This window comes from Streptomyces sp. NTD107 (assembly GCF_059510435.1).
The window spans coordinates 306,346-327,373 of record NZ_JCAJZV010000001.1 but is presented as its reverse complement, the minus strand read 5'-3'; the positions used below and the strand labels follow the sequence as shown (position 1 = coordinate 327,373).

Below are 21,028 nucleotides of genomic sequence, written 5' to 3'. Positions count from 1 at the left end.
GCTTTCGTGCCATCCTCAGGCTATGCCTGTCGTCGAGGTGGAGGGGCGCCGTCTGTCGCTGTCCCGGCTGGAGAAGGTCATCTATCCGGACGGCACGACCAAGGGCGAGCTGCTGCACTACTACGCCGCGCACGGCAGCGCGATCCTGCCCCATCTGCGCGATCGGCCGCTGAGCCTGCTGCGCTATCCGGACGGCCCGGACGGCGAGCGCTTCTTCACCAAACACGTTCCGCAGGGCACCCCCGGCTGGGTGAAGATCTGCGAGGTGCCACGCTCGGGCGGCGGCACCATGCGGCAGGTGGTGCTCCAGGATCTGGCGAGCGTGGTGTGGGCGGCGAACCTGGTGGTGGAGTTTCACACCCCGCAGTGGCGGTACGAGACGCCGGGCATCGCCGACCGGCTGGTGTTCGACCTGGACCCGGGCGAGCCGGCCACCATCGCCGACTGCTGCGAGGTCGCGCTGTGGCTGCGCGACCGCCTGGCCGGCGACGGCCTGGCCGCGTACCCGAAGACCTCCGGCTCCAAGGGGCTGCATCTGCTCAGCCCGCTGCTCCCGGTGGAGTCCCGGCGGGCCTCCCAGTACGCGAAGACGCTGGCCGAGGAGGCGGCGGCGGCGCTGCCGGGGCTGGCGATCGCCACCATGGCGAAGCGGCTGCGGCCCGGCAAGGTCTTCATCGACCACAGCCAGAACGCGGCCCGCAAGACGACGGCCGCCCCCTACACGCTGCGCGCCGGGCCGGCGCCCACCGTCTCCACCCCCCTCACCTGGGAAGAGGTCGCCGCCTGCACGGACCCGGCGGAGCTGACCTTCACCCTCCCCGACCTCCCGCCCCGCCTCGCCGAACACGGCGACCTGATGACCCCGCTCCTCAACCCCCGCGCCGCCCGCCCGCTCCCGTGAGTGTGGGCCTGCCGGGAATGACGGCACCGGCCGCATACGTTGGGCGGACGGAGACTCCTCAACCGCGTGAAGGGAAGGGCACCATGCCACTGACCGGCGAGTACGAGCCGAGCACCTCGGAGCCGGTACGGAACCAGGTGGAGCTGTACGAGAGCTCCGGCGGTACCCGGGGCACGACCCTGGCGGAGTTGATCGGCAGGGACAACGTCCACCTGCGGGACCTGCCGGTCATCATCCTGACCACCGTCGGCGCAAGGAGCGGCCGGATCCGCAAGACCCCGCTCATGCGGGTGGAGCACGAGGGCCGCTATCTCGTGGTCGCCTCCCTGGGCGGGGCCCCCAAGCATCCGGTCTGGTACCACAATGTGGTGGCCGACCCCCGGGTGGAGCTTCAGGACGGCCCGGTGCGGCAGGACATGCTGGCCCGCGAGGTGACCGGCGAGGAGAAGGCCGTGTGGTGGGACCGGGCCGTCGAGGCGTACCCGCCCTACGCCGACTACCAGCGGAAGACCGATCGGGTGATCCCGGTCTTCGTTCTGGAGCCCGCGCCGCAGCCGCACTGACCCGCAGCAACACCGCGGGCCCGGCCGTCAGACGACGGCCGGGCCCGCGGTGTTCCGGTACGGGGCGCTGTCACGCCCCGCGCAGCACCGCCCCGGTGCGCTCCACGGCCGCCGCGACCGCCGCCTCGCGGGCCGCCGTCGCCTCCTCCGCCGTCAGCGTGCGGTCCGGTGCCCGGAACCGCAGCGCGTACGCCAGCGACTTGCGGCCCTCGCCCAGCTGCTCGCCGGTGAAGACGTCGAACAGCCGCAGCGACTCCAGCAGTTCCCCGGCACCCGCGCGCAGCGCGGCCTCGACCTCGCCGGCCGGCACCGTGGCGTCGACCACCAGGGCGACGTCCTGGGTGGCCACCGGGAACGTCGAGATCCGCGGCGCGCCCACCGCCTCCGTACCCGCGCGCTGAAGCAGATCCAGATCGACCTCCGCCGCGCTGGTCCGCTCCGGCAGACCCAGCGCCTTGATCACCCGGGGGTGCAGCTCCCCCGCGTGCCCGGCCAGCACCCGCTCACCGTCGACGCCCACATACAGCGCCGCGCAGCGCCCGGGGTGCCACGGCGCGTGCTGGGCGTTCTCCACGATCAGCTCGGCGCCGGCCTCGCGGGCCACCGTGCGGGCCGCCTGGACCGCGTCGGCCCAGCCGGCCGGACGCCCGCCGCCCCACCAGCCGGACCGCTCGCGCGCCCCGGCCAGCACCACGGCGGCGTGCCGGGGCTGCTGGGGCAGCGCCGCGTCCAGTCGCGCGATCTCCTCGTCCGTGGGGCGCCGGGTCACCGGCAGCCGTACCGGAGCGGTCTCCTCGCCCGTGGGCAGGAACACCAGACCGGTCTCGAACAGCGCCAGATCGTGGCTGCCCCGCCCGTCGTTGCGGCGCAGCGCCGCCAGCAGCCCGGGCAGCAGCGTGGTGCGCAGCGCCGGCTCCTCGTCCGAGAGCGGGTTGACCAGCGTGACGGTGCGGCGCCGGGCGTCGTCGGCCGGCACCGCGAGGCCGTCCAGCGCCGCCGCCCCGATGAAGGGGTAGTTGAGCGCCTCCACATAGCCGGCCCCGGCCAGCGCCCGGCCCACCCGGCGGTGCAGCCGCTGGCGCCGGGTCAGCCCCCGGCCGGCCGGCGGGCGCGGCAGGGTGGCGGGAAGGTTCTCGTATCCCTCCAGCCGGATGACCTCCTCGGCGAGGTCGTTGGGGTCGGTGAGGTCGGGCCGCCAGCTGGGCACGGTCACGGTCAGCTCGTCGGAGCCGTAGACGTCGCAGCCCACCTCCTGGAGCCGCCGTACCACCGTCTCGCGCCCGTAGGCCACCCCCGCCACCTTGTCCGCGTGGTCGGCGGCGACCTTGATGGTGCGCGGGGTGAGCGGCACCGAGACATGGGTGATGCCGGCCCCTGCGGTGCCGCCGGCCAGCAGCACCAGCAGATCGACGGCCCGCTGCGCGGCGGCTGCCGCGGCCTGCGGGTCGACGCCCCGCTCGAAGCGCCGTGACGCCTCGGAGGACAGCTTGTGCCGCCGGGAGGTACGGGCCACCGTCACCGGGTCGAAGTGCGCGGCCTCGACCACGATCTCGGTGGTGCCGGCGTCGCCGAGCAGCGCGTCGGCGCCCGCCCGCGGTGTCTCGGCGATCTCGGTGTGGGCGCCGCCCATCACCCCGGCCAGCCCGATCGGGCCCTGCTCGTCGGTGATGACCAGGTCCTGGGCGTCCAGGGTGCGCTCGGCACCGTCCAGGGTGGTCAGCTTCTCGCCGGCAGCGGCCCGCCGTACGCCGATCGCGCCGTGCAGCCGGGCACGGTCGTACGCGTGCAGCGGCTGGCCGAGTTCGAGCATCACGTAGTTGGTGATGTCCACGGCGAGCGAGATCGGGCGCATGCCGGCCTTCTGGAGCCGGCGCTGCATCCAGATCGGGGTCACCGCGTGCGGCTGCACCCCGCTGACGGTGCGGGCCACGAAGTGGTCGCAGGCGCCGCGGTCGGCGACCGTCACCGGGTAGCCCTCGCCGTTCGGCGCGGGGACGTCCAGCAGCGCCGGGTCGCGCAGCGGCAGCCCGTACGCGGTGGCGGTCTCGCGGGCGATGCCGCGCAGCGACAGGCAGTAGCCGCGGTCGGTGGTGACGGCGATGTCCAGCACCTCGTCGACCAGTTCCAGCAGCTCGATGGCGTCCGTGCCGGGCTCGTACCCGGGCGGCAGCACGATGATGCCGGAGTGGTCATCGCCCATGCCGAGTTCGGCGGCGGAGCAGATCATGCCCTCGGAGACGTGACCGTACGTCTTGCGTGCGGAGATCTTGAAGCCGCCGGGCAGCACGGCGCCCGGCAGCACGACGACGACCTTGTCGCCGACCGCGAAGTTCCGCGCGCCGCACACGATGTTCTGCGGCGCGCCGGTGCCGTTGGCGTCGCCCACATCCACCTGGCAGTAGCGGATGGGCTTCTTGAACTCGGTCAGCTCCTCGATGGCCAGCACCTCACCGACGACCAGCGGCCCGGTGAGATCGGCGCCGAGCCGCTCGACGGTCTCGACCTCAAGTCCGGCCGAGACCAGCTTCGCCGCCAGGTCACGCCCGGTGACCTCGGCCGGCAGGTCGACGTATTCCCGCAGCCAGGAAAGCGGGGCCCGCATCAGATCTCCATCCCGAACGCCCGGGTGAAGCGCACGTCACCCTCGATCATGTCGCGCATGTCCTCGACGTTGTGCCGGAACATCAGCAGCCGCTCGATGCCGAAGCCGAAGGCGAAGCCGCTGTACTTCTCCGGGTCGATGCCGGCGGCCACCAGCACCCGGGGGTTGACCACGCCGCAGCCGCCGAGTTCGATCCAGCCCTCGCTGGAGCAGGTACGGCAGGGCCGGTCGGGGTTGCCGACGGACTCGCCGCGGCACACGTAACACACCATGTCCATCTCGGCGGACGGCTCGGTGAAGGGGAAGTAGTTGGGCCGCAGCCGGGTGTGCATCCCCTCGCCGAACAGCGAGGACACCATGTGGTCCAGGGTGCCCTTGAGGTCGGCCATGGTCAGGCCCTCGTCGATGGCCAGCAGTTCGACCTGGGTGAAGACGGGGGTGTGGGTGGCGTCCAGTTCGTCGGTGCGGTAGACGCGGCCCGGGCAGATCACGTAGATGGGGGGCTCGCGGTCCAGCATCGAGCGGATCTGCACCGGCGAGGTGTGGGTGCGCAGCACGACGCCCGAGTCGGCTCCGGCGTTCTTCCCGGTGCCGGCCGGGTCCGCGACGAAGAAGGTGTCGTGGGTGGTGCGCGCCGGGTGGTCGGGGGCGATGTTGAGGGCGTCGAAGTTCAGCCACTCCGCCTCGACCTCCGGGCCCTCGGCCACCTCGTAGCCCATGGCCGTGAAGATGTCCTCGATGCGCTCCGAGAGCGTGGTCAGCGGATGCCGGGCGCCGGAGGGGACCCGGTCGTACGGGAGGGTGACATCGACCGCCTCCTCCACCAGGACCCGCTCGTCACGTTCGGCCTCCAGCTCTTCCTGCCGGGTCTTGAGCGCCTTGTTCACGGCGCCGCGGGCCTGGCCGACGCGCTTGCCGGCCTCGGCCTTGGCCTGGGGAGGCAGGGCACCGATCTCGCGGTTGGCCAGCGCCAGCGGCGAGCGATCACCGGCGTGTGCGGCCTTGACCTCGCGCAGCGCGTCGAGATCGCCGGCGGCGGCGATCGCTCCGAGCGCGTTCTCGCGCGCCCGGTCGATCTCTTCCGGTTTCAGTGCCTCGACCTCGACAGGGTCGTACGACTTATTGGGTGCGGACATCTCTTCCCATGTTTTCCGTATGGCTGTGCGCTTCACTGCGCTGCGCGCCGGGCCCCGGCCCGGCCCGGATCGTCCGGTACCTGCTGCGATACCCCACGGCGTAGTGCGTGCCAGGGGTCGAGTCTAGGGCCTGTCCGACGCATGGCGCCGGTTGAGCCCGCGGCGGCTGGTGCAGGGGGCCCCTCCCGGCCATGGGGTCTCCCCTGCTCGAAGAGCTGGGGAGGGCTGGGGGAGTCAAGTCCCTGGCGGGATGTGTCGGACAGGCCCGCGGGGCGAGCGCGCCGCGGGCGGGAAACGCCTGGACGTGAGGGGCCCGCGGGGACCGGTCAGGCCATGAAGGCCGGGGTGCCCGCGGGCAGGGTAAATCGGAACCGGGCGCCGCCCCGGTCGGCGCGGCCCACCGTGACGGTGCCGCCGTGCGCCTCCACGATGCCCTTGACGATGTACAGGCCAAGGCCGGTGCCGCTGCGGTCGCTGCCCCGCCAGAAGCGCGTGAAGACCCGGTGCATCGCCTCTTCGGGGATGCCGGGCCCTTCGTCGCTCACGGTCACCGCCGTGCCTTCCGTGTGGTGGTCGCCGGGGGGTACCCGCCGCATCTCGATGGTGACGGTTCCCGCGCCGTGCCGCACCGCGTTTTCCAGCAGGTTGCCCAGCACCTGGTCGATCTTGTCGGGGTCGGCCCACAGCCCCGGGAGGTCATCGGCGACCCGGAGGGTGAAGCGGTCGGCCGGGCAGCCGCCGTTGACCAGGGTCTCCACGTGGCGGCGGGCGGCGTCGGCGAGCAGGACGGGCTGGCGGCGGATCTCCAGCCGGCCGGAGTCGATGCGGGCCACGTCCAGCAGTTCGGTGATCAGCCGGGTGACGCGGTCGGCGTCGCTGTCCACGGTCTGGAGCATCAGCCGCTTCTGGTCGTCGGTGAACCGGTCCCACTTGTCGAGCATGGTGGCGGTGAAGCCTTTGACCGAGGTCAGCGGTGAGCGCAGTTCGTGGGCGACGGTGGCGATCAGCTCGGCGTCCGAGCGCTCGGCGCGGTGCCGGGCGCCGGCGTCCCGCAGACCGAGCACCAGCCGGTGCAGCGGCCCACCGGGGGCGGCGCGCAGATAGCGGGTGGTGACCAGCACCTCGCGTCCGCCGGGCAGCAGCAGATGGTTCTCCGGCTCCCCGGAGCGGGTGGCCGGGCCGGTGTACGGGTCGGTCAGCGACCACCAGCGGCGGCCGTCGGTGTGCTCCAGCGGCAGCGCGTCCTGGATGGGGCGGCCCAGCATCCCGGTGGGTACGGCGCCGGTCAGCCGGCCGGCCTCGGCGTTGAAACAGCGGATGACACCGAGGTGGTCCGCGATCACGAGCCCATCGGCAAGGTCGTCGGGCCGCACGTGCGGTTCCCCGGCCCCGGCTGCGCTGTCCATCCCCGAAATCGCCCCTCTCCCACCTGCGCGTCACCTTACTAGGAGCGGCGTCAATAATCCCCTCCCCGGACGGACGCGGAGCGGACACCGGCGGGGAGTCCGGGCCCGTCAGCGGGCGAGACAGCCGCCGGGAGCGCGCTGGGCCCGGGCCGAGGCGTACAGGCAGACGGCGGCGGCGGTGGCGAGGTTGAGGCTCTCGGCCCGGCCGTGGATGGGCACCCGGACGGCGGCGTGCGCCAGCTCCCGGGTCTCGGGCGGCAGCCCCCACGCCTCGTTGCCGAAGATCCAGGCGGTGGGGCCGCCCATCCGCCCGGCGTCCAGTTCGGCGTCCAGGTCGTGCTCGCCGGCGCCGTCGGCGGCCAGCACCCGTACCCCGGCGCCGGCGAGCGCGGCCACCGCCTCCTCGACGGAGACGCCGACCACCACCGGCAGATGGAAGAGCGAGCCGACCGAGGCCCGTACCGCCTTGGGGTTGTACGGGTCCACCGAGGCGTCGGTGAGGATGACGGCGTCCGCGCCGGCGGCGTCCGCGCAGCGCAGCACGGTACCGGCGTTGCCCGGATCGCGGACGTGGGCGAGGACGGCGACCAGCCTGGGGCGGGCGGCCAGCACGGTGCGCAGCGGCCGGTCGATGAAGCGGCACACGCCGACCAGGCCCTGCGGGGTGACGGTGTGGGAGATCCCGTCGACCACCTCGTCGTCGGCGAGGTGGACCCGTACCCCGGCGGCAAGGGCGGCCTCGACCACATCGGCATGCCGCTGCGCGGCCTCGGCCGTGCTGAACAGCTCGATCAGGGTCTGCTCACCGTCCACGCGGTGCGCGATGGCCTCGCGTACCGCCTGGGGCCCCTCGGCCACGAAGCGGCGCTCCTTGCCCCGGAAGCTGCGGCGGGCCAGCCGGCGGGCGGCGGTGACGCGGGGGGAGCGCGGAGAGATCGGCTCGGCGGCGGATGCCATGGGCGGCGGCTCACTTCTGGTGGTGCGGGCTGAGGAGGGCGGGTGGCCGGAAAACACCGGACCCGCAGGCGGTGCCGCCTGCGGGTCCATCACACGGGGTCCCCTTCATCGGGGACGGCCGGCCTTCGTACCCGGGGGTACGGGGAAGAGCAAGCTCAGGCGGCCTTGGGGGCGTTCACATCGCTGGGGAGCGCCTTCTGGGCGGTCTCCACCAGGACGGCGAACGCGTTGGGGTCGTTCACCGCGAGGTCCGCGAGGATCTTGCGGTCCACCTCGATCTCAGCGGCCTTCAGGCCCTGGATGAAGCGGTTGTAGGTGATGCCGTTGGCGCGGGCGGCGGCGTTGATCCGCTGGATCCACAGCTGCCGGAAGTCGCCCTTGCGCTTCTTGCGGTCGTTGTAGTTGTAGACGAGGGAGTGGGTGACCTGCTCCTTCGCCTTGCGGTACAGGCGGGACCGCTGGCCGCGGTAGCCGCTGGCCTGCTCCAGGATCGCCCGGCGCTTCTTGTGTGCGTTGACTGCCCGCTTGACGCGTGCCACGTGTGAACTCCTTGTCGGGGGGCCGCGGTGTTGTCTTCACGCGACCCGGAAACGGATGGGTCCCGGTCGTCGAGCCGTATCGCCGCCGCCCGGTGGGGCGGGCGGCACCGGCTCACTTGCCGAGAAGCTTCTTGATCCTCTTGGCGTCGGCCGGAGCGGTCTCCGTCGTGCCGGCGAGGCGACGGGTCAGCGTCGAGGGCTTGTGCTCCAGGTAGTGACGGCGACCGGCGCGCTGGCGCATCACCTTGCCGGAGCCAGTGAGCTTGAATCGCTTGCTGACACCGCTGTGCGTCTTGTTCTTCGGCATGTCGCCGCTCTCTCCTCGTCGGTGACGCCCCCGGGAGCCCGGTGGGGCCCGGCCGGGGCGTCAGTTGCTTCCGTTCCTCACCGCCGCGCGAGCACCGCGCGGCGCGAGGAACCTTCAGGACGCGGTGCGTCCCTGCTGTTCCAGGCGTTCGGCCTTGCGGGCGGCCTGCGCCTCGCGGGCCTCGGCCATAGCCTCGGTCTTCTTCTTGTGCGGGCCCAGAACCATGATCATGTTCCGGCCGTCCTGCTTGGGGCTGGACTCCACGAAGCCCAACTCCTGAACGTCCTCCGCGAGCCGCGTCAGCAGCCGGTAGCCCAGCTCCGGGCGGGACTGCTCACGACCGCGGAACATGATCGTGATCTTGACCTTGTCCCCCTGCTTGAGGAACCGGACGACATGACCCTTCTTGGTGTCATAGTCGTGCGGGTCGATCTTCGGCCGGAGCTTCATCTCCTTGATCACCGTGTGCGCCTGGTTCTTGCGCGCTTCACGGGCCTTCATGGCCGACTCGTACTTGAACTTCCCGTAGTCCATGAGCTTGCACACGGGGGGTCGGGCGTTGGCCGCGACCTCAACCAGGTCCAGGTCGTACTCCTGGGCAAGCTCCAGTGCCTTGGCAAGCGGCACGATGCCGACCTGCTCACCACTGGGACCGACGAGTCGCACCTCGGGGACGCGAATCCGGTCGTTGATGCGGGGCTCGGCGCTGATGGGGCCTCCTCGGGTTGCGCCGCACGGTTGTCTGGCGGACAGCCGTGCACGGGTATGCGGGTGACCACCGCCCCACGGAGGACGCAAAAAACGCCCCGGACGGCACACAGGCGGGGCTCCTTGACAGACCGGAGCACCGCCGCGATCACCGCGGGGCGCAGCCTGACCGGTGACCTGCCGGTCCGGGGACTGGATCAGGTGGGAGTTCGGAGCCTCCACTTGCGGGCCGGGCACATGAGTGTCCGACCGGTCATCTCTTATCGTACACCTCGTACGCCGGGGGGCATCCCGGGGACGGGGGGCCGTACGGAGCCGCCTAGGCTGGTCGGCATGAGCGACGCCGTCCAGACCCCCGATCCCGCCAACCCCGCCGGCCCCGCCGACTCCGCCGTGGAGGGCGCCACCCGGGACATCGCCGATGTCCCGGCGGTCGAGGTGATCACCACCGTGGCCGTCCATCTGATGAGCTCGGCGGCGGTCAACCTGGGCCTGGCCGAGGGCGGCGAGGAGCACAAGGACCTGGACGAGGCCCGCAAGCTGATCACCGCCCTGGCCGGCCTGGTGACCGCCGGCGCCACCGAGATCGGCTCGTACCACGCGGCGCCGCTGCGCGACGGTCTCAAGTCGCTCCAGCTGGCGTTCCGCGAGGCGTCCAGCGTGCCGGACGAGCCGGGCCAGGGGCCCGGCGAGAAGTACACCGGGCCGGTCTTCGGCTAGGAGGACCGGGGCCCGGTGCTGTCACCCGCGCTGTCACCGCCGTCGTGACCGTCGCCGCCCTCTCCCTTGCCGCCCGGGGCGCGCGGACCGGAGAGGGTGGCGAGCCCCGGGAACAGCCGCTCGCCGTGCGGGTGGATCAGATACCGCACCAGCACCGCCAGCAGCGCGCCCGCGATCGGTGCCACGAAGAACAGCCACATCTGGGCCCAGGGCTGGCCGCCCGCGAAGATGGCCGGCGCGAAGCTGCGCGCCGGGTTGACCGAGGTGCCGGTCAGCGGGATGCCGACCAGGTGCACCGCCGCCAGCGTCAGCCCCACCGGGACCGCGGCCAGCGGTGCCAGGGTGACCTTGTGGGTCACCGAGAGAAAGACGAAGACCAGCAGGAACGTCAGCATCACCTCGGCGACCAGCGCGCCGAAGGTGGACAGGCCCACCGCCGAGCGGTAGCCGTAGCCGTTGGTGCCGAACGCCTGGCTGGTCCGCAGCCCGGGTACCTGGCGCGCCACCAGGAACAGCAGCGCCGCCCCGGCGATCGCGCCGATGAACTGGGCCAGCCAGTAGATCGCCGTTCTTCTGATGGTCATCCGGCCGGACAGGAACATCGCGAGGGTGACCACCGGGTTCAGGTGGCTGCCGGACACCGGCCCGAGGATGAACACCAGCAGCAGCAGCGTGAAGCCGAAGGCCAGCGCGATGCCGAAGGATCCGATGAACTCGCCGGCCAGCACCGCCGAACCGACGCCGAAGAAGACCAGGATCAGGGTCCCTATCAGCTCGGCCGAGAACAACTGCGCCTCGTCCTCGGTCGTGGCCTGCTCGGATTCGGTCTCCACGGTCTCCGCGGACATGGCGCCTCCAGTGCCTGGGTGGATCTTTGTGCGAGTCTGAACGAGGGGCCGGGCGCGTCGCACATCGATTGCGCCATCCGGGTGTCAGCGGCGCAGCAGGGGCTCCCCCGGCAGCGCGGTGCCGGCCGGCAGCACGGCCAGTTGGAGCCCGCGCACCAGATGGGCGCGCAGTACCTGGTCGGCGGCGAGCGCCCGGGCGAGCCGGCCCACCACGGGCGCCGGGTCGCTGCTCTCCTCGATGAGCAGCGCCAGGGTGGCGTCGCTGTCGGCGCCGTCCGCGGCGGCCACCAGCTGGGCGGCGCGGATCGCCGGCTCGGCGGTCAGCAGGGCGCGCACCGCGTCCCGTACGGCGGGGGTACGGGCCAGGTCGGCGCCCCCGCCGGCCAGGGTGCGCAGCGCGGGACCGGCCAGCTCGTAGGTGACCGGGCCGGCCAGATCGAGCACCAGGGTGCCGGCGCCCTCCTGGACGGCGGCGCCGAGTGCCTGCGGCACGGTGACGGCCACCGGACGGGCGTCGGGCCGCCAGCGGGTGAGCGCCTCAATGGAGGTGAAGACGGGGAGCGCGCGCCGGCCGTCCGGCACGGTGAGGGTGAGCACCGCCATGTCGCTGCTCTTCTCGCGGCGCAGCCCGTCCGGGCCGGTCTCGGCCTCGCCGAGCACGGCGACCACCGGCACCAGCAGCCGGGCGCCGGCCAGGACCTCAAGCAGCCGGGGCTCGGTGGCCCGGTCGTGTGCCCAGTCGGCGAGGGCACGGCCCAGTTCGGGGTCCTGGCCGCCGTCGTCGCCGGCGAACGCGGGCTGCGGAATGTTCTTGAGCGCCACCCGCCGAGGGTATCGGGGGTGGCGATGCGGCCGGATGGGCGGGGGCCGTACGGGGGGTGCCCGCCGGTGCCGGTGCGCGCCGTTTCCGGGTTTTTGTCACCTGCTGTTACCGGTTTTTCTCCGGGAGACAGGTGACTCGGGCAGATGTGCGGGTTACCGTGCCCAGCATGGACGAACCGATATCCCCGCGCCGGCCCCGGTGGGCCCGTGTCCGGCGCTGGGCGGTTCCGGCGGTCGCGGCGACCGCCGTACTGGCGACGGGGGTGGCCGGTGACGTGCCCCGGGGAGGGGAACCAGCGGTGAGCGCTCAGCCTCCGGCGGTGGAGCCGGCGCCCGGAAACGCGGGCGGCATCACCCCCGATCTCCAGGCGCTGGGACAGTTGCCGGCGACACCCGCCGACGCGGCCCTGGCCCGGTCGCTGGAGCCGCTGCTGGCGGGCCGGCCGCAGATCCGGATATCCGTGTGCGTACTGGGCCTGGACAGCGGCGCGAGTGCGGCGTACGGCACGGGGACTTTCGACACCGCCAGCATCGTGAAGGTCGATGTGCTGGCGGCGCTGCTGCTCCAGACGCAGGACGCGGGGCGGGAGCTCACCCCGCGCGAGCAGTCGCTGGCGGCGGCGATGATCCAGCAGAGCGACAACGACGCCACGGATGTGCTGTGGCGGGTGATCGGCCGGCAGCCGGGGCTCGACGCCGCCAACGCGCGGCTCGGGCTGACCGCCACCACCGGCGGGGCGGGCGGGCACTGGGGGCTGACCCAGACCACGGGGGCGGATCAGCTGACCCTGCTGCGGCAGATCTTCAGCCCCGGGCCGGGCCCCGTACTGAACGCGGCGTCCCGTGACTATCTGCGGCAGCTGATGGGCACGGTGGTGCCCGAGCAGCAGTGGGGGATATCGGCGGCGGACGCCTCCGGCGCGGGTGGCGCGGAGCTGAAGAACGGCTGGCTGCCGCGCAGTACGACCGGGCTGTGGGACGTCAACAGCATCGGCCGGGTGACCGTGGGCGGGCAGTCGTATCTGATCGCGGTGGTCTCGGACGGCCACGCCGACTACGAGAGCGGGATCGCGGCCGTGGAGAGCGCGGCGCGGGACGCGGTGGGCGCGCTCAGCTCCGGCCCGGACGGTCGCGGCGTCTGAGCCCGCGCAACTGCCACACCGAGACGCCGAGCAGCGCCGCTCCCAGCACCCCGGAGACGGGAGCCAGCCAGCTCGTCCCGCCCCCACCGCCCTCCTGCGGGCGGGGTCCGGGGCCGAAGAACTCCTCCGCGTACCCCTCGGAGGCGGGCGATGCCCCCTTCCCCGGCAGTTCGGCGGCGGCGTCGAGAGCGGCGGCGGGATCGACCAGGCCGGCCCCCAGCGCGTCACTGCGACCGCCGGCGGGCGGGTCCTGGGCGGTGGAGGTGAGCAGGGTACGGACCTGGGCCGGGGTGAGATCGGGATGTGCGGCCAGCAGCAGGGCGGCGGCGCCGGAGACGAAGGCGGCGGCGGCCGAGGTGCCCCAGCCCGCGTAGTACGCGCCGTCGGGGTCGGCGACGATGACGTCCTTGCCGGGGGCGCTGAGGGTGGCGTACCAGCGGCGGGTGGAGAACGCGGCGCGGCTGCCGCTGCGGTCCACGGCGGCGACCGCGATCACCCCGGGGTAGCCGGCCGGGTAGGAGACGGGGTCGCCCTCCTCGCCGCCGTTGCCGGCCGAGGCGACGACGACGGCGCCCTTGCTCAGCGCGTACCGCACCGCCGCGTCCTCCTCGGGGTCGGGGTGCGCGGATTCGCTGTCGTCGCCGAGCGAGAGGTTGATGACGTCGACGCCCTGGTCGGCGGCCCACCGGATGCCCTCGGCCAGCGCGCCGCGGCGGGCGTCGCGGGCGGCGTCGCGGTCGGGGTCGTCGTCCTCCAGCAGTACCCGCACGGGCAGGATCTCGGCCTCGGGCGCGACCCCGATGACGCCGCTGTCCCGGCCGGGACCGTGCCCGCGGCCGGCGATGATCCCGGCCATCGCGGTCCCGTGGGAGGCCCACTCCTCGTCGCCGGGCTCGGCGCCCATGCCGATGAGGTCCCGGCCCTCCAGTACGGCGCCGGCGAGATCGGGGTGCGCGGCGTCGACTCCGGTGTCCAGCACGGCGACGGTGACTCCGGCCCCCCGGGTGGTCTCCCAGGCCCTCGGCACGTTGATGGCGTCGAGCGCCCAGCGCTGCTGATCCCGGATCGAATCGGCGACGGCCACCGGCGAACCGACGACGAGCAGCCCGCAGAGCAGCGCGACGAGGACCGGAATCGACGGAACGCCGCGGCCCCGGCGCGGTGGGAGCGGGCCGTCGTCCCGGCGGATGCCCCCGATGCCCGGGGCTCCCCGCCCCGTGTCACCGTGATCCGCCGCCCGGGTGGGACAGCCGGCGGAGCTGGTCCGTCGCGGGGATGCCAGGGGCCGGCGGGGCGTCATCCGTTGTCCTCGGTGAGTCGGTCGGCCGCCCGGCGGATGCCCCGCTCGACCTGGTCGGCGATGCCCATGGCCTCGTGGCCGAGGCCGGCGAGCGCGACGGCGGTGTCCTGCCCCTCGGCGACGGCCTCGGCGGCGGGCTGCGGGGTGTCGATGGGGCGGGCGTCGGCGAAGCCGCTGACGGCGTACACGATGACGGGTGCGTCGGTGAGTACCCGTACGGTCCAGGTGGCGCGCTGTTCGGCGCCGAAGTCCTCGGCGGCGGTGCCGGGCCGGGCGTAGGCGGCGGGGAGGAGGTCGGTGCGCAGGCCGAGTTCCTCGGTGGTGAACCGCTCCCGCAGCGTCTCGGTGCCGGGCGGGTCCGCCTCGGTGAAGACCATGCCGACGGTGGTGACGCTGCTGACGGTGTCGTCGACGTAGCTGGCGCGTACGGCGCGCTCGCAGCCGGCGGCGGGCAGCAGCGCGTCGGCCAGGGCCGGGCCGAGGGCGGTCGCACAGTCGGTGTCCGGCGCGACGGCCACCCGGAGCCACTGGCGCTCGGCCCCGCCGGGGCCGGCGCCCTCGCTGGTCAACTCCGGTGGAAACAGCTGGTCCACGGGGATATCCCGCCACAGTGCCCGGCTGTCGTCGAAGGCCGCGCGGGCGGCCGATTCGGCGCTGTCCCCGGTGAGCCAGGCCCCGGCGGCGGCCCCGCCCAGCAGCCCGGCGCCCAGCACGAGCGAGATGACCACGGCCACCACCCGCAACGGATGCGGCCGTTCGGCGACCACCCGCAACAAGAGCGTGGGATGCGAATCCTCCACGACGTCCGGGAACCCCTCCCCACCGACACCGGCGGCACGATCGCGGGCCCCGGACCCGGCCCTCCCCTGCCCACGCCCACCGGCCGGACGTCCCGCCGACGGGGACCCGGCCCGCGACTCCCCCACGCCCGGCCTCGTGTTACCGCCGGGAGGAACCGAAGGCGGTAGCGGCGGGCCTGACGTGCCCGGGCGCTGCCCGCTTCGGCGGCCGACGCCCGCCATGGTGCCGGCCGGCGCATGGCCGGGCGCCACGGGCGGCTCCGGGGGAGCCGGCCGGGCGCCGGCGCTGCCACCGGGCGCGGACGACGGAAGCGGCGGGACCGGAGCGGGGCGCCGCTGGTCGCCGCCCCGCTCCGCGGGTGGCGGAGCCGCCGTCCCGGAGCCGGTCGGTGCGTGTTCCGGCGCCGCCTGCGGCTTCGGGGTGGCGGGACGGGTGACGGGGGCGCCGGGGGCGGATATCGCGGTAGCGGTGGTTCCGGGGGCCGGGCGTGCGGCCGGAGCGCTGTCCGCCGCCCGGTTCGCCGGGGGCGCCGCGCCGACGCGTGCCGTTGGCGGCTGCGCGCCGCCGGTCGGTATCGGTGGGTCCTCCCCTCGCGCCTGGGCCGGACCGGCGCCCGGGGCGCCGCCCGGCGCGGGTGGGTGAGGTGGGCGCGGTGGTGTCAGGGGCATGGCGGGGCGTCGCTGTCCCGGCTGGGTGTCCATCGGTTCCCGCCCCTCCCGCCCGACCTGCCCCGTCGCTGCTCACGACGGTGGTGGTCACTCTACGTGCACCGGTTCATCCACGGGTACCGGGCGCCGGATGAGGGAGCGTACCAACTGCCGCCGCCCCCACCACCGCTCCCTCAGGCCGGTGATCCCTCGTCCGCCGGCCGCCGCACGCCCGCCGTGATCCGGTCCATGTCGGCGGCCGGCGGGGCGTCCGCGCTCACGTCGAAACCGAGGCGCAGCACCAGTAGTCCGCCCGATCCGTCCGGTGCCGGGAAGACCACGGATTCGGCGTACGCCGTGATGCCGGCGCCGGTGGTCAGCAGCGTACGGATCCGGTAGCCGCGCTCCCCGGCGACGGTGGTCTCCTGGGCGAGCACCGGCTCCTGGTCCGTGACCCCGTCGTACGTGGCGCCGCCGAAGGACTCCTCGATGTGCGCGGCGATGTCCGCCTCCGCGACCCGCCGCGGGTCCTGGCCGGCGGCGGGGTCCGCCGTATCGAGGAAGGCGCCCGCCGTCACGCACGAGCGGGTCGGGTCTGCGGGGCAGGGATAGTCGCCGATGGTGACGATGAGGCCGCTGCCCCCCGGCTGGACCTCCCAGCCGGGCAGCACCGGCAAGGCCAGCCCGCCGGGTCCTGGCTCGCTCAGCGGTGTGCGGTTCTCCCCCTGCTCGCGGTCCTGCTCGCGGTCCTGCTCCCGGTCCGGCTCCTCCTGGTCCGGCTCCCGGTCCGTGGCCGGTGCGGTCGGCTCCGGGGCCGCGCTGCCGTCCGCCTCCTGCCCCCGGTCGCCGAGCAGCAGTACCCCGGCCGCCACCAGGGCGGCCAGCATCAGCGCGCTGCCCACCGCCACGAACACCAGCGGCCCGCGACCAGATTCGCCGTCCGGGGGCGACGGCGTCCGCTCCCGCTCGCCCGCCGGCCCCGGCGCGAGGGACGCGGGCGCGGCCGGAGCCCGGGTGCGTCCGGTCCAGGCCGCGCCGTCCCACCAGCGCTCGGGTGCCGGGCCGTTGCCGGCGTGCCCGGGGTCGGGGTACCAGCCGGGAGAAGAGTTCGCACTCACGCCCGAAAACTTCTCACAGCATCGGCTCCCCCACCACAGCCACCGGCTTACAAGGGCGTGACGTACGCCCCCGCGATGCCGCCGTCCACCAGGAATTCGGCCGCGTTGACGAACGACGCGTCGTCGCTGGCGAGGAAGGCGACCGCCGCCGCGATCTCCTCGGCCTCCGCGAACCGGCCCACCGGAATGTGCACCAGCCGCCGTGCCGCCCGCTCCGGGTCCTTGGCGAAGAGTTCCTTCAGCAGCGGGGTGTTGACCGGCCCCGGGCACAGCGCGTTGACCCGGATGCCCTCCCGGGCGAACTGCACGCCCAGCTCCCGGGACATGGCCAGCACCCCGCCCTTGGAGGCGGTGTAGCTGATCTGCGAGGTGGCCGCGCCCATCACCGCCACGAACGAGGCGGTGTTGATGATGGAGCCCTTGCCCTGCCGCCGCATATAGGGGAGCGCGGCCTTGCAGCACAGGTACACCGAGGTGAGGTTGACCTCCTGCACCCGGCGCCACGCTTCGAGACCCGTGGTCAGGATCGAGTCGTCGTCGGGCGGCGAGATCCCGGCGTTGTTGAAGGCGATGTCCACCGAGCCATAGGTCTCGTCGGCGGTCCGGAACAGCGCCTCCACCTGCTCCTGATCGGTCACATCGGCGGCCACGTACAGTCCGCCGACCTCCTGGGCGGCGGCCTCGCCCCGTACGGTGTCCACGTCTGCGCACACCACGTTGGCGCCTTCGGAGGCGAGCCGGCGCGCGGTGGCCAGGCCGATGCCGGAGCCCGCTCCGGTGACGACGGCGGTACGGCCGACCAGGCGGCGGCACACGGCGGTCTCGTCGGACATGCGTTCAGTTCTCCTCGGTGCTGATGAACACGTTCTTGGTCTCGGTGAAGGCGGCCAGCGCGTCGGGGCCCAGTTCGCGGCCGAGCCCGGACTGCTTGTAGCCGCCGAAGGGGGTGGCGTACCGCACGCTGCTGTGCGAGTTGACGGAGAGGTTGCCGGCCGCGACGGCGCGCGCCATCCGGATGGCGCGGCCGGCGTCGCGGGTCCACACCGAGCCGGAGAGCCCGTACGCGGTGGCGTTGGCCAGCCGTACCGCGTCCGCCTCGTCCTCGAAGGGGGTGATGACGGCGACCGGTCCGAAGATCTCCTCGGTGGCGGCGCGTTCATCGACCGTGTGCGCCTCCAGGACGGTCGGCGGGTACCAGTACCCCTTGCCGCCGGGGACGGTGCCGCGGATGGCGGCGGGGGCGGTCTCGGGGACGTAGGAGCGTACCCGCTCGCGCTGCGCCGCCGAGATCAGCGGGCCCATGGCGGTGCCGGGGTCGGCGGGGTCGCCGACGGTGACGGCCCGCACGGCCGGCTCCAGGAGTTCCAGGAACCGGTCGTACACCTGGCGCTGCACCAGGATGCGGCTGCGGGCGCAGCAGTCCTGTCCGGCGTTGTCGAGGAAGGAGCCGGGGGCGGTGGCCGCCGCCCGCTCCAGGTCGGCGTCGGCGAAGACGATGTTGGGGCTCTTGCCGCCGAGTTCGAGGGTGACCCGCTTCACGGCGGTCGCGCAGCGGGCCATGATCTGCTTGCCGACCGTGGTCGATCCGGTGAAGACGATCTTGGCGACGCCGGGGTGGTCCACCAGGGCGCCGCCGGTGGTGGGACCGTCCCCGGGCAGCACCTGGAACAGGTCCTCGGGCAGGCCGGCCTCGGTGGCGAGGCCCGCCAGCCGCAGCGCGGTGAGCGGGGTGGTCTCGGCCGGCTTCAGCAGCACGGCGTTGCCGGCGGCGAGGGCGGGGGCGGTGCCCCATCCGGCGATGGGCATCGGGAAGTTCCAGGGCGCGATGACGCCGACGACACCGAGCGGTTCGTGGAAGGTGAGGTCGATGCCCCCGGCCACCGGGATCTGCCGGCCGCTGAGGCGTTCCACTCCCCCGGCGGCGTACTCCAGCAGGTCGCGGACGTTGCCGGCCTCCCAGCGGGCGTTGTCGATGGGGTGGCCGGCTTCGCGTACCTCGATCTCGGCGAGTTCTTCGACGGCTCCGTCCACGGCGTCGGCGAAGCGGCGCAGCAGCCGGGCCCGGTCGGCGGGGGCGAGGGCCGCCCAGCGCTCCTGGGCCCGCGCGGCGCGGGCCACGGCGGCGTCCACCGCGCGCGGTCCGGTGGCGGGGACGGTGGCGATGGTTTCCTCGGTCGCCGGGTTGATCACCTCGTGCTCGTCCTGCACGTGCGGCGTTCTCCTCTCACTCACTCTCGGCTCACAGGCGTTCGAAGGAGCGGAATCGCTCCCAGTCGGTGACGGCGGTGTCGTAGGCGTTCTGTTCGACCCGGGCCATGTGCAGGTAGTGCTCGACGACGTCGTCACCGAAGGCGGTACGGGCCACCGTGCTCCGCTCCCACAGGTCGGCTGCTTCGCGCAGCGTGCCGGGTACGGTCTCGGCGCCTCCCGTATAGGCGTTGCCGGTGCAGGCGTCGGGCAGTTCCAGTTCCTGCTCCACCCCGTACAGGCCGGCGGCGATCATGCCGGCGACGGCGAGGTAGGGGTTGACGTCGCCGCCGGGCAGCCGGTTCTCCATCCGGTGGGAGTGGCCGTGGCCGATGACGCGCAGCGCGCAGGTGCGGTTGTCCGGGCCCCAGGCGACGGCGGTGGGGGCGAAGGAGCCGGCCCGGAACCGCTTGTAGGAGTTGATGTTCGGCGCGTACAGCAGGGTGAGTTCGCGCAGTGCGGCGAGCTGTCCGGCGAGGAAGTGCCGCATGGTGCGCGACATGCCGTACGGGCCGTCGGGGTCGGCGAACACCGGCCGCCCCGCGCCGTCGCGCAGCGAGAAGTGGATGTGGCAGGAGTTGCCTTCGCGTTCGTCGTACTTGGCCATGAAGGTGAGCGCGCTGCCCTGCTGGGCGGCGATCTCCTTGGCGCCGGTCTTGTAGACGGTGTGCTGGTCGCAGGTGGTGAGGGCGTCGGCGTAGCGGAAGGCGATCTCGTGCTGGCCGAAGTTGCATTCGCCCTTGGCGGATTCGACGGTGAGCCCGGCGGTGGCCATCTCGTTGCGGATGCGGCGCAGCAGGGGTTCGACGCGGCCGGTGCCGAGCACCGAGTAGTCGACGTTGTACTGGTTGGCGGGGGTCAGGCCCCGGTAGCCGGCGTCCCAGGCCTGTTCGTAGGTGTTGTTGAAGACCATGAACTCCAGCTCGGTGCCGGCGAATCCGTACCAGTCGCGGTCGGCGAGCCGGTCCAGTTGGCGGCGCAGTATCTGCCGGGGGGAGGCGGTGACGGGGCTGCCGTCGTGCCAGGCGAGGTCGGCGATCATCAGGGCGCTGCCGGGGTGCCAGGGCAGCCGGCGCAGGGTGGTGTGGTCGCCGTGCAGGGCGAAGTCGCCGTAGCCGCGTTCCCAGGAGGACATGGCGTAGCCGTCGACGGTGTTCATGTCGGTGTCGACGGCCAGCAGATAATTGCAGCCCTCGGTACCGTGGTGCAGCACTTCGTCGAGGAAGAACCGGGCGGCGAACCGCTTGCCCTGGAGTCTGCCCTGCATGTCGGTGAAGGCGAGGACCACGGTGTCGAGCTCGCCGAGGTCGACCAGGCCCCGCAGTTCTTCGAGGGAGAGCGGGGATGTGGGTTCCGCCACGGGACGGCCTCCTGTCGCTACAGCCGGAGGCCATAAGGTAGCCGTGCAGACCATTGATTGGGAAGTAGGGTCGATGGACGACTTCAGCGGCGTGGCCGCGTCCGGGACGCCGGCCGGCCTGCCACCCGGCGCGCTGCGCCCGGTGCGGGCCGGCAACGGCTTCGAGGAGGCGCTGGAGCAGATACTGCGGGTGCTGCGGCTCGGCCTGGTGCCGCACGGCGGCCGGCTGCCGGCCGAACGGGAGCTGGCCGACCGGCTCGGCGTCAGCCGGGTCACGCTGCGCGAGGTGCTGAAGGTCCTTCAGGACGAGGGCCTGGTGGTCAGCCGGCGCGGCCGGTACGGCGGGACCTTCGTACGGGAGCGGCCCGAGCCGGCCCGGGAGGCCGCCCACGGCGAACTGCGGCGCCGGCTGGCCGGGGTGGACGTGGAGGACGTGCTGCGGCTGCGCGAGGTGCTGGAGTCGGGGGCCGCCGGGCTGTGCGCCGCCGATCCGCCCGACCCGGACCGCACCGCCCGGCTGCGCACCGCGCTCGCCGCCACCCAGGAGGCGCCGCTGACCGACTACCGGCGCGCCGACACCGCGCTGCATCTGGCGCTGGCCGAGCTGAGCGGCTCCCCGACCCTGGCCGTCCAGTACGCGGCGGTACGGGCCGAACTCAACGCGCTGCTGGACTGCATCCCGCTGCTGGTACGCAACCTGGCCCACTCCCAGGAGCAGCACGCCGCGCTGGTCGCGGCGGTGCTGGCGGGCGAGGCGGACGCCGCCCGGGAGATCGCCCGCGAACACTGTGCGGGCACCGCGGCGCTGCTGCGCGGCTTCCTCACCTGAGCGCCGCACCCGGCCCCCACGCCCCACTTGTTTACCGCTGTTTTACGCAGCGGTCTTGCGCGCCGACCCTTCCGA

The 21,028-nt window shown here is 73.5% G+C and carries 20 protein-coding genes; 5 read left to right on the top strand and 15 right to left on the bottom strand.

Annotated features, from left to right (window positions below; all coding sequences use genetic code 11):
- Positions 1-22 precede the first annotated feature (22 nt).
- The gene (gene ligD, locus AC5WRL_RS01520; protein WP_496086377.1) at positions 23-901 is read left to right on the top strand and encodes a non-homologous end-joining DNA ligase; all 879 of its coding nucleotides are present in this window, start codon (positions 23-25) and stop codon (positions 899-901) included.
- Positions 902-984: 83 nt separating this feature from the next.
- Positions 985-1,464: a nitroreductase family deazaflavin-dependent oxidoreductase gene (locus tag AC5WRL_RS01515; RefSeq protein ID WP_496086376.1), complete on the top strand. Its 480-nt coding sequence runs from the start codon at positions 985-987 to the stop codon at positions 1,462-1,464.
- A 70-nt stretch (positions 1,465-1,534) separates the two neighbouring features.
- On the opposite strand, the gene pheT is transcribed toward AC5WRL_RS01515, so the two are convergent.
- The 7 genes from pheT to infC all read right to left on the bottom strand — a co-directional run bounded on the left by pheT (position 1,535) and on the right by infC (position 9,164).
- Positions 1,535-4,066, bottom strand: coding sequence for a phenylalanine--tRNA ligase subunit beta (pheT, locus tag AC5WRL_RS01510; RefSeq protein WP_496086375.1), 2,532 nt, complete (start codon positions 4,064-4,066; stop codon positions 1,535-1,537).
- Positions 4,066-5,202: a phenylalanine--tRNA ligase subunit alpha gene (gene pheS, locus AC5WRL_RS01505; RefSeq protein WP_496086374.1), complete on the bottom strand. Its 1,137-nt coding sequence runs from the start codon at positions 5,200-5,202 to the stop codon at positions 4,066-4,068. The genes pheT and pheS overlap by 1 nt, the downstream gene beginning before the upstream one ends.
- 326 nt (positions 5,203-5,528) lie before the next feature.
- Positions 5,529-6,608 (bottom strand): PAS domain-containing sensor histidine kinase, encoded by a 1,080-nt coding sequence (locus AC5WRL_RS01500; protein WP_496086373.1) that lies wholly within the window; start codon positions 6,606-6,608, stop codon positions 5,529-5,531.
- A 108-nt stretch (positions 6,609-6,716) separates the two neighbouring features.
- Positions 6,717-7,565, bottom strand: a complete 849-nt coding sequence (locus AC5WRL_RS01495) for a TrmH family RNA methyltransferase (protein WP_496086372.1) — start codon at positions 7,563-7,565, stop codon at positions 6,717-6,719.
- 155 nt (positions 7,566-7,720) lie between these two features.
- Entirely contained in the window at positions 7,721-8,104 is a 384-nt protein-coding gene (gene rplT, locus AC5WRL_RS01490) for a 50S ribosomal protein L20 (RefSeq protein ID WP_019435019.1), read from the bottom strand.
- Positions 8,105-8,216: 112 nt separating this feature from the next.
- Complete coding sequence (rpmI, locus tag AC5WRL_RS01485) at positions 8,217-8,411, bottom strand: 50S ribosomal protein L35 (RefSeq protein WP_019435018.1); 195 nt, start codon at positions 8,409-8,411, stop codon at positions 8,217-8,219.
- A 114-nt stretch (positions 8,412-8,525) separates the two neighbouring features.
- Complete coding sequence (gene infC, locus AC5WRL_RS01480) at positions 8,526-9,164, bottom strand: translation initiation factor IF-3 (RefSeq protein WP_496086789.1); 639 nt, start codon at positions 9,162-9,164, stop codon at positions 8,526-8,528.
- 288 nt (positions 9,165-9,452) lie between these two features.
- Here infC and AC5WRL_RS01475 point away from each other — a divergent pair, with 288 nt between their 5' ends.
- Positions 9,453-9,839 (top strand): DUF1844 domain-containing protein, encoded by a 387-nt coding sequence (locus AC5WRL_RS01475; RefSeq protein WP_496086371.1) that lies wholly within the window; start codon positions 9,453-9,455, stop codon positions 9,837-9,839.
- Here the strand turns inward: AC5WRL_RS01475 and AC5WRL_RS01470 are convergent.
- Both AC5WRL_RS01470 and AC5WRL_RS01465 read right to left on the bottom strand, forming a co-directional pair.
- Positions 9,836-10,687, bottom strand: a complete 852-nt coding sequence (locus AC5WRL_RS01470) for an MIP/aquaporin family protein (RefSeq protein WP_496086370.1) — start codon at positions 10,685-10,687, stop codon at positions 9,836-9,838. The genes AC5WRL_RS01475 and AC5WRL_RS01470 overlap by 4 nt on opposite strands.
- An 84-nt stretch (positions 10,688-10,771) precedes the next feature.
- Positions 10,772-11,509 carry an SseB family protein gene (locus AC5WRL_RS01465; protein WP_496086369.1) on the bottom strand — a complete coding sequence of 246 codons (738 nt, stop codon included), beginning with the start codon at positions 11,507-11,509 and terminating at the stop codon, positions 10,772-10,774.
- Between the two features lie 167 nt (positions 11,510-11,676).
- Here AC5WRL_RS01465 and AC5WRL_RS01460 point away from each other — a divergent pair, with 167 nt between their 5' ends.
- Positions 11,677-12,651, top strand: a complete 975-nt coding sequence (locus tag AC5WRL_RS01460) for a serine hydrolase (protein WP_496086368.1) — start codon at positions 11,677-11,679, stop codon at positions 12,649-12,651.
- On the opposite strand, the gene mycP is transcribed toward AC5WRL_RS01460, so the two are convergent.
- From mycP to AC5WRL_RS01430, 6 genes are all read right to left on the bottom strand, one after another.
- Positions 12,620-13,735 carry a type VII secretion-associated serine protease mycosin gene (gene mycP / locus AC5WRL_RS01455; RefSeq protein ID WP_496086367.1) on the bottom strand — a complete coding sequence of 372 codons (1,116 nt, stop codon included), beginning with the start codon at positions 13,733-13,735 and terminating at the stop codon, positions 12,620-12,622. The genes AC5WRL_RS01460 and mycP overlap by 32 nt on opposite strands.
- Positions 13,736-13,947: 212 nt before the next feature.
- Positions 13,948-14,751, bottom strand: coding sequence for a hypothetical protein (locus AC5WRL_RS01450; protein WP_496086366.1), 804 nt, complete (start codon positions 14,749-14,751; stop codon positions 13,948-13,950).
- Between the two features lie 842 nt (positions 14,752-15,593).
- Positions 15,594-16,517: a DUF2510 domain-containing protein gene (locus AC5WRL_RS01445; RefSeq protein ID WP_496086365.1), complete on the bottom strand. Its 924-nt coding sequence runs from the start codon at positions 16,515-16,517 to the stop codon at positions 15,594-15,596.
- 47 nt (positions 16,518-16,564) lie between these two features.
- On the bottom strand, positions 16,565-17,350 hold the full coding sequence (locus AC5WRL_RS01440; RefSeq protein WP_496086364.1) for a 3-oxoacyl-ACP reductase: 786 nt from the start codon (positions 17,348-17,350) through the stop codon (positions 16,565-16,567).
- Positions 17,351-17,354: 4 nt separating this feature from the next.
- Positions 17,355-18,725, bottom strand: a complete 1,371-nt coding sequence (locus AC5WRL_RS01435; RefSeq protein WP_496086363.1) for an aldehyde dehydrogenase family protein — start codon at positions 18,723-18,725, stop codon at positions 17,355-17,357.
- Positions 18,726-18,756: 31 nt separating this feature from the next.
- Positions 18,757-20,124, bottom strand: coding sequence for a glutamine synthetase family protein (locus AC5WRL_RS01430; protein ID WP_496086362.1), 1,368 nt, complete (start codon positions 20,122-20,124; stop codon positions 18,757-18,759).
- Between the two features lie 73 nt (positions 20,125-20,197).
- Here AC5WRL_RS01430 and AC5WRL_RS01425 point away from each other — a divergent pair, with 73 nt between their 5' ends.
- Positions 20,198-20,953, top strand: coding sequence for a FadR/GntR family transcriptional regulator (locus AC5WRL_RS01425; protein ID WP_496086361.1), 756 nt, complete (start codon positions 20,198-20,200; stop codon positions 20,951-20,953).
- The last annotated feature ends 75 nt before the right edge of the window (positions 20,954-21,028 follow it).

Excerpts from the sequence above, each read along its gene's own strand:
- ligD (WP_496086377.1), top strand. The coding sequence starts at position 23 with ATGCCTGTCGTCGAGGTGGAGGGGCGCCGTCTGTCGCTGTCCCGGCTG.
- AC5WRL_RS01515 (WP_496086376.1), top strand. The coding sequence starts at position 985 with ATGCCACTGACCGGCGAGTACGAGCCGAGCACCTCGGAGCCGGTACGG.
- pheT (WP_496086375.1), bottom strand. The coding sequence starts at position 4,066 with ATGCGGGCCCCGCTTTCCTGGCTGCGGGAATACGTCGACCTGCCGGCC.
- pheS (WP_496086374.1), bottom strand. The coding sequence starts at position 5,202 with ATGTCCGCACCCAATAAGTCGTACGACCCTGTCGAGGTCGAGGCACTG.
- AC5WRL_RS01500 (WP_496086373.1), bottom strand. The coding sequence starts at position 6,608 with ATGGACAGCGCAGCCGGGGCCGGGGAACCGCACGTGCGGCCCGACGAC.
- AC5WRL_RS01495 (WP_496086372.1), bottom strand. The coding sequence starts at position 7,565 with ATGGCATCCGCCGCCGAGCCGATCTCTCCGCGCTCCCCCCGCGTCACC.
- rpmI (WP_019435018.1), bottom strand. The coding sequence starts at position 8,411 with ATGCCGAAGAACAAGACGCACAGCGGTGTCAGCAAGCGATTCAAGCTC.
- AC5WRL_RS01475 (WP_496086371.1), top strand. The coding sequence starts at position 9,453 with ATGAGCGACGCCGTCCAGACCCCCGATCCCGCCAACCCCGCCGGCCCC.
- AC5WRL_RS01470 (WP_496086370.1), bottom strand. The coding sequence starts at position 10,687 with ATGTCCGCGGAGACCGTGGAGACCGAATCCGAGCAGGCCACGACCGAG.
- AC5WRL_RS01460 (WP_496086368.1), top strand. The coding sequence starts at position 11,677 with ATGGACGAACCGATATCCCCGCGCCGGCCCCGGTGGGCCCGTGTCCGG.
- AC5WRL_RS01440 (WP_496086364.1), bottom strand. The coding sequence starts at position 17,350 with ATGTCCGACGAGACCGCCGTGTGCCGCCGCCTGGTCGGCCGTACCGCC.
- AC5WRL_RS01425 (WP_496086361.1), top strand. The coding sequence starts at position 20,198 with ATGGACGACTTCAGCGGCGTGGCCGCGTCCGGGACGCCGGCCGGCCTG.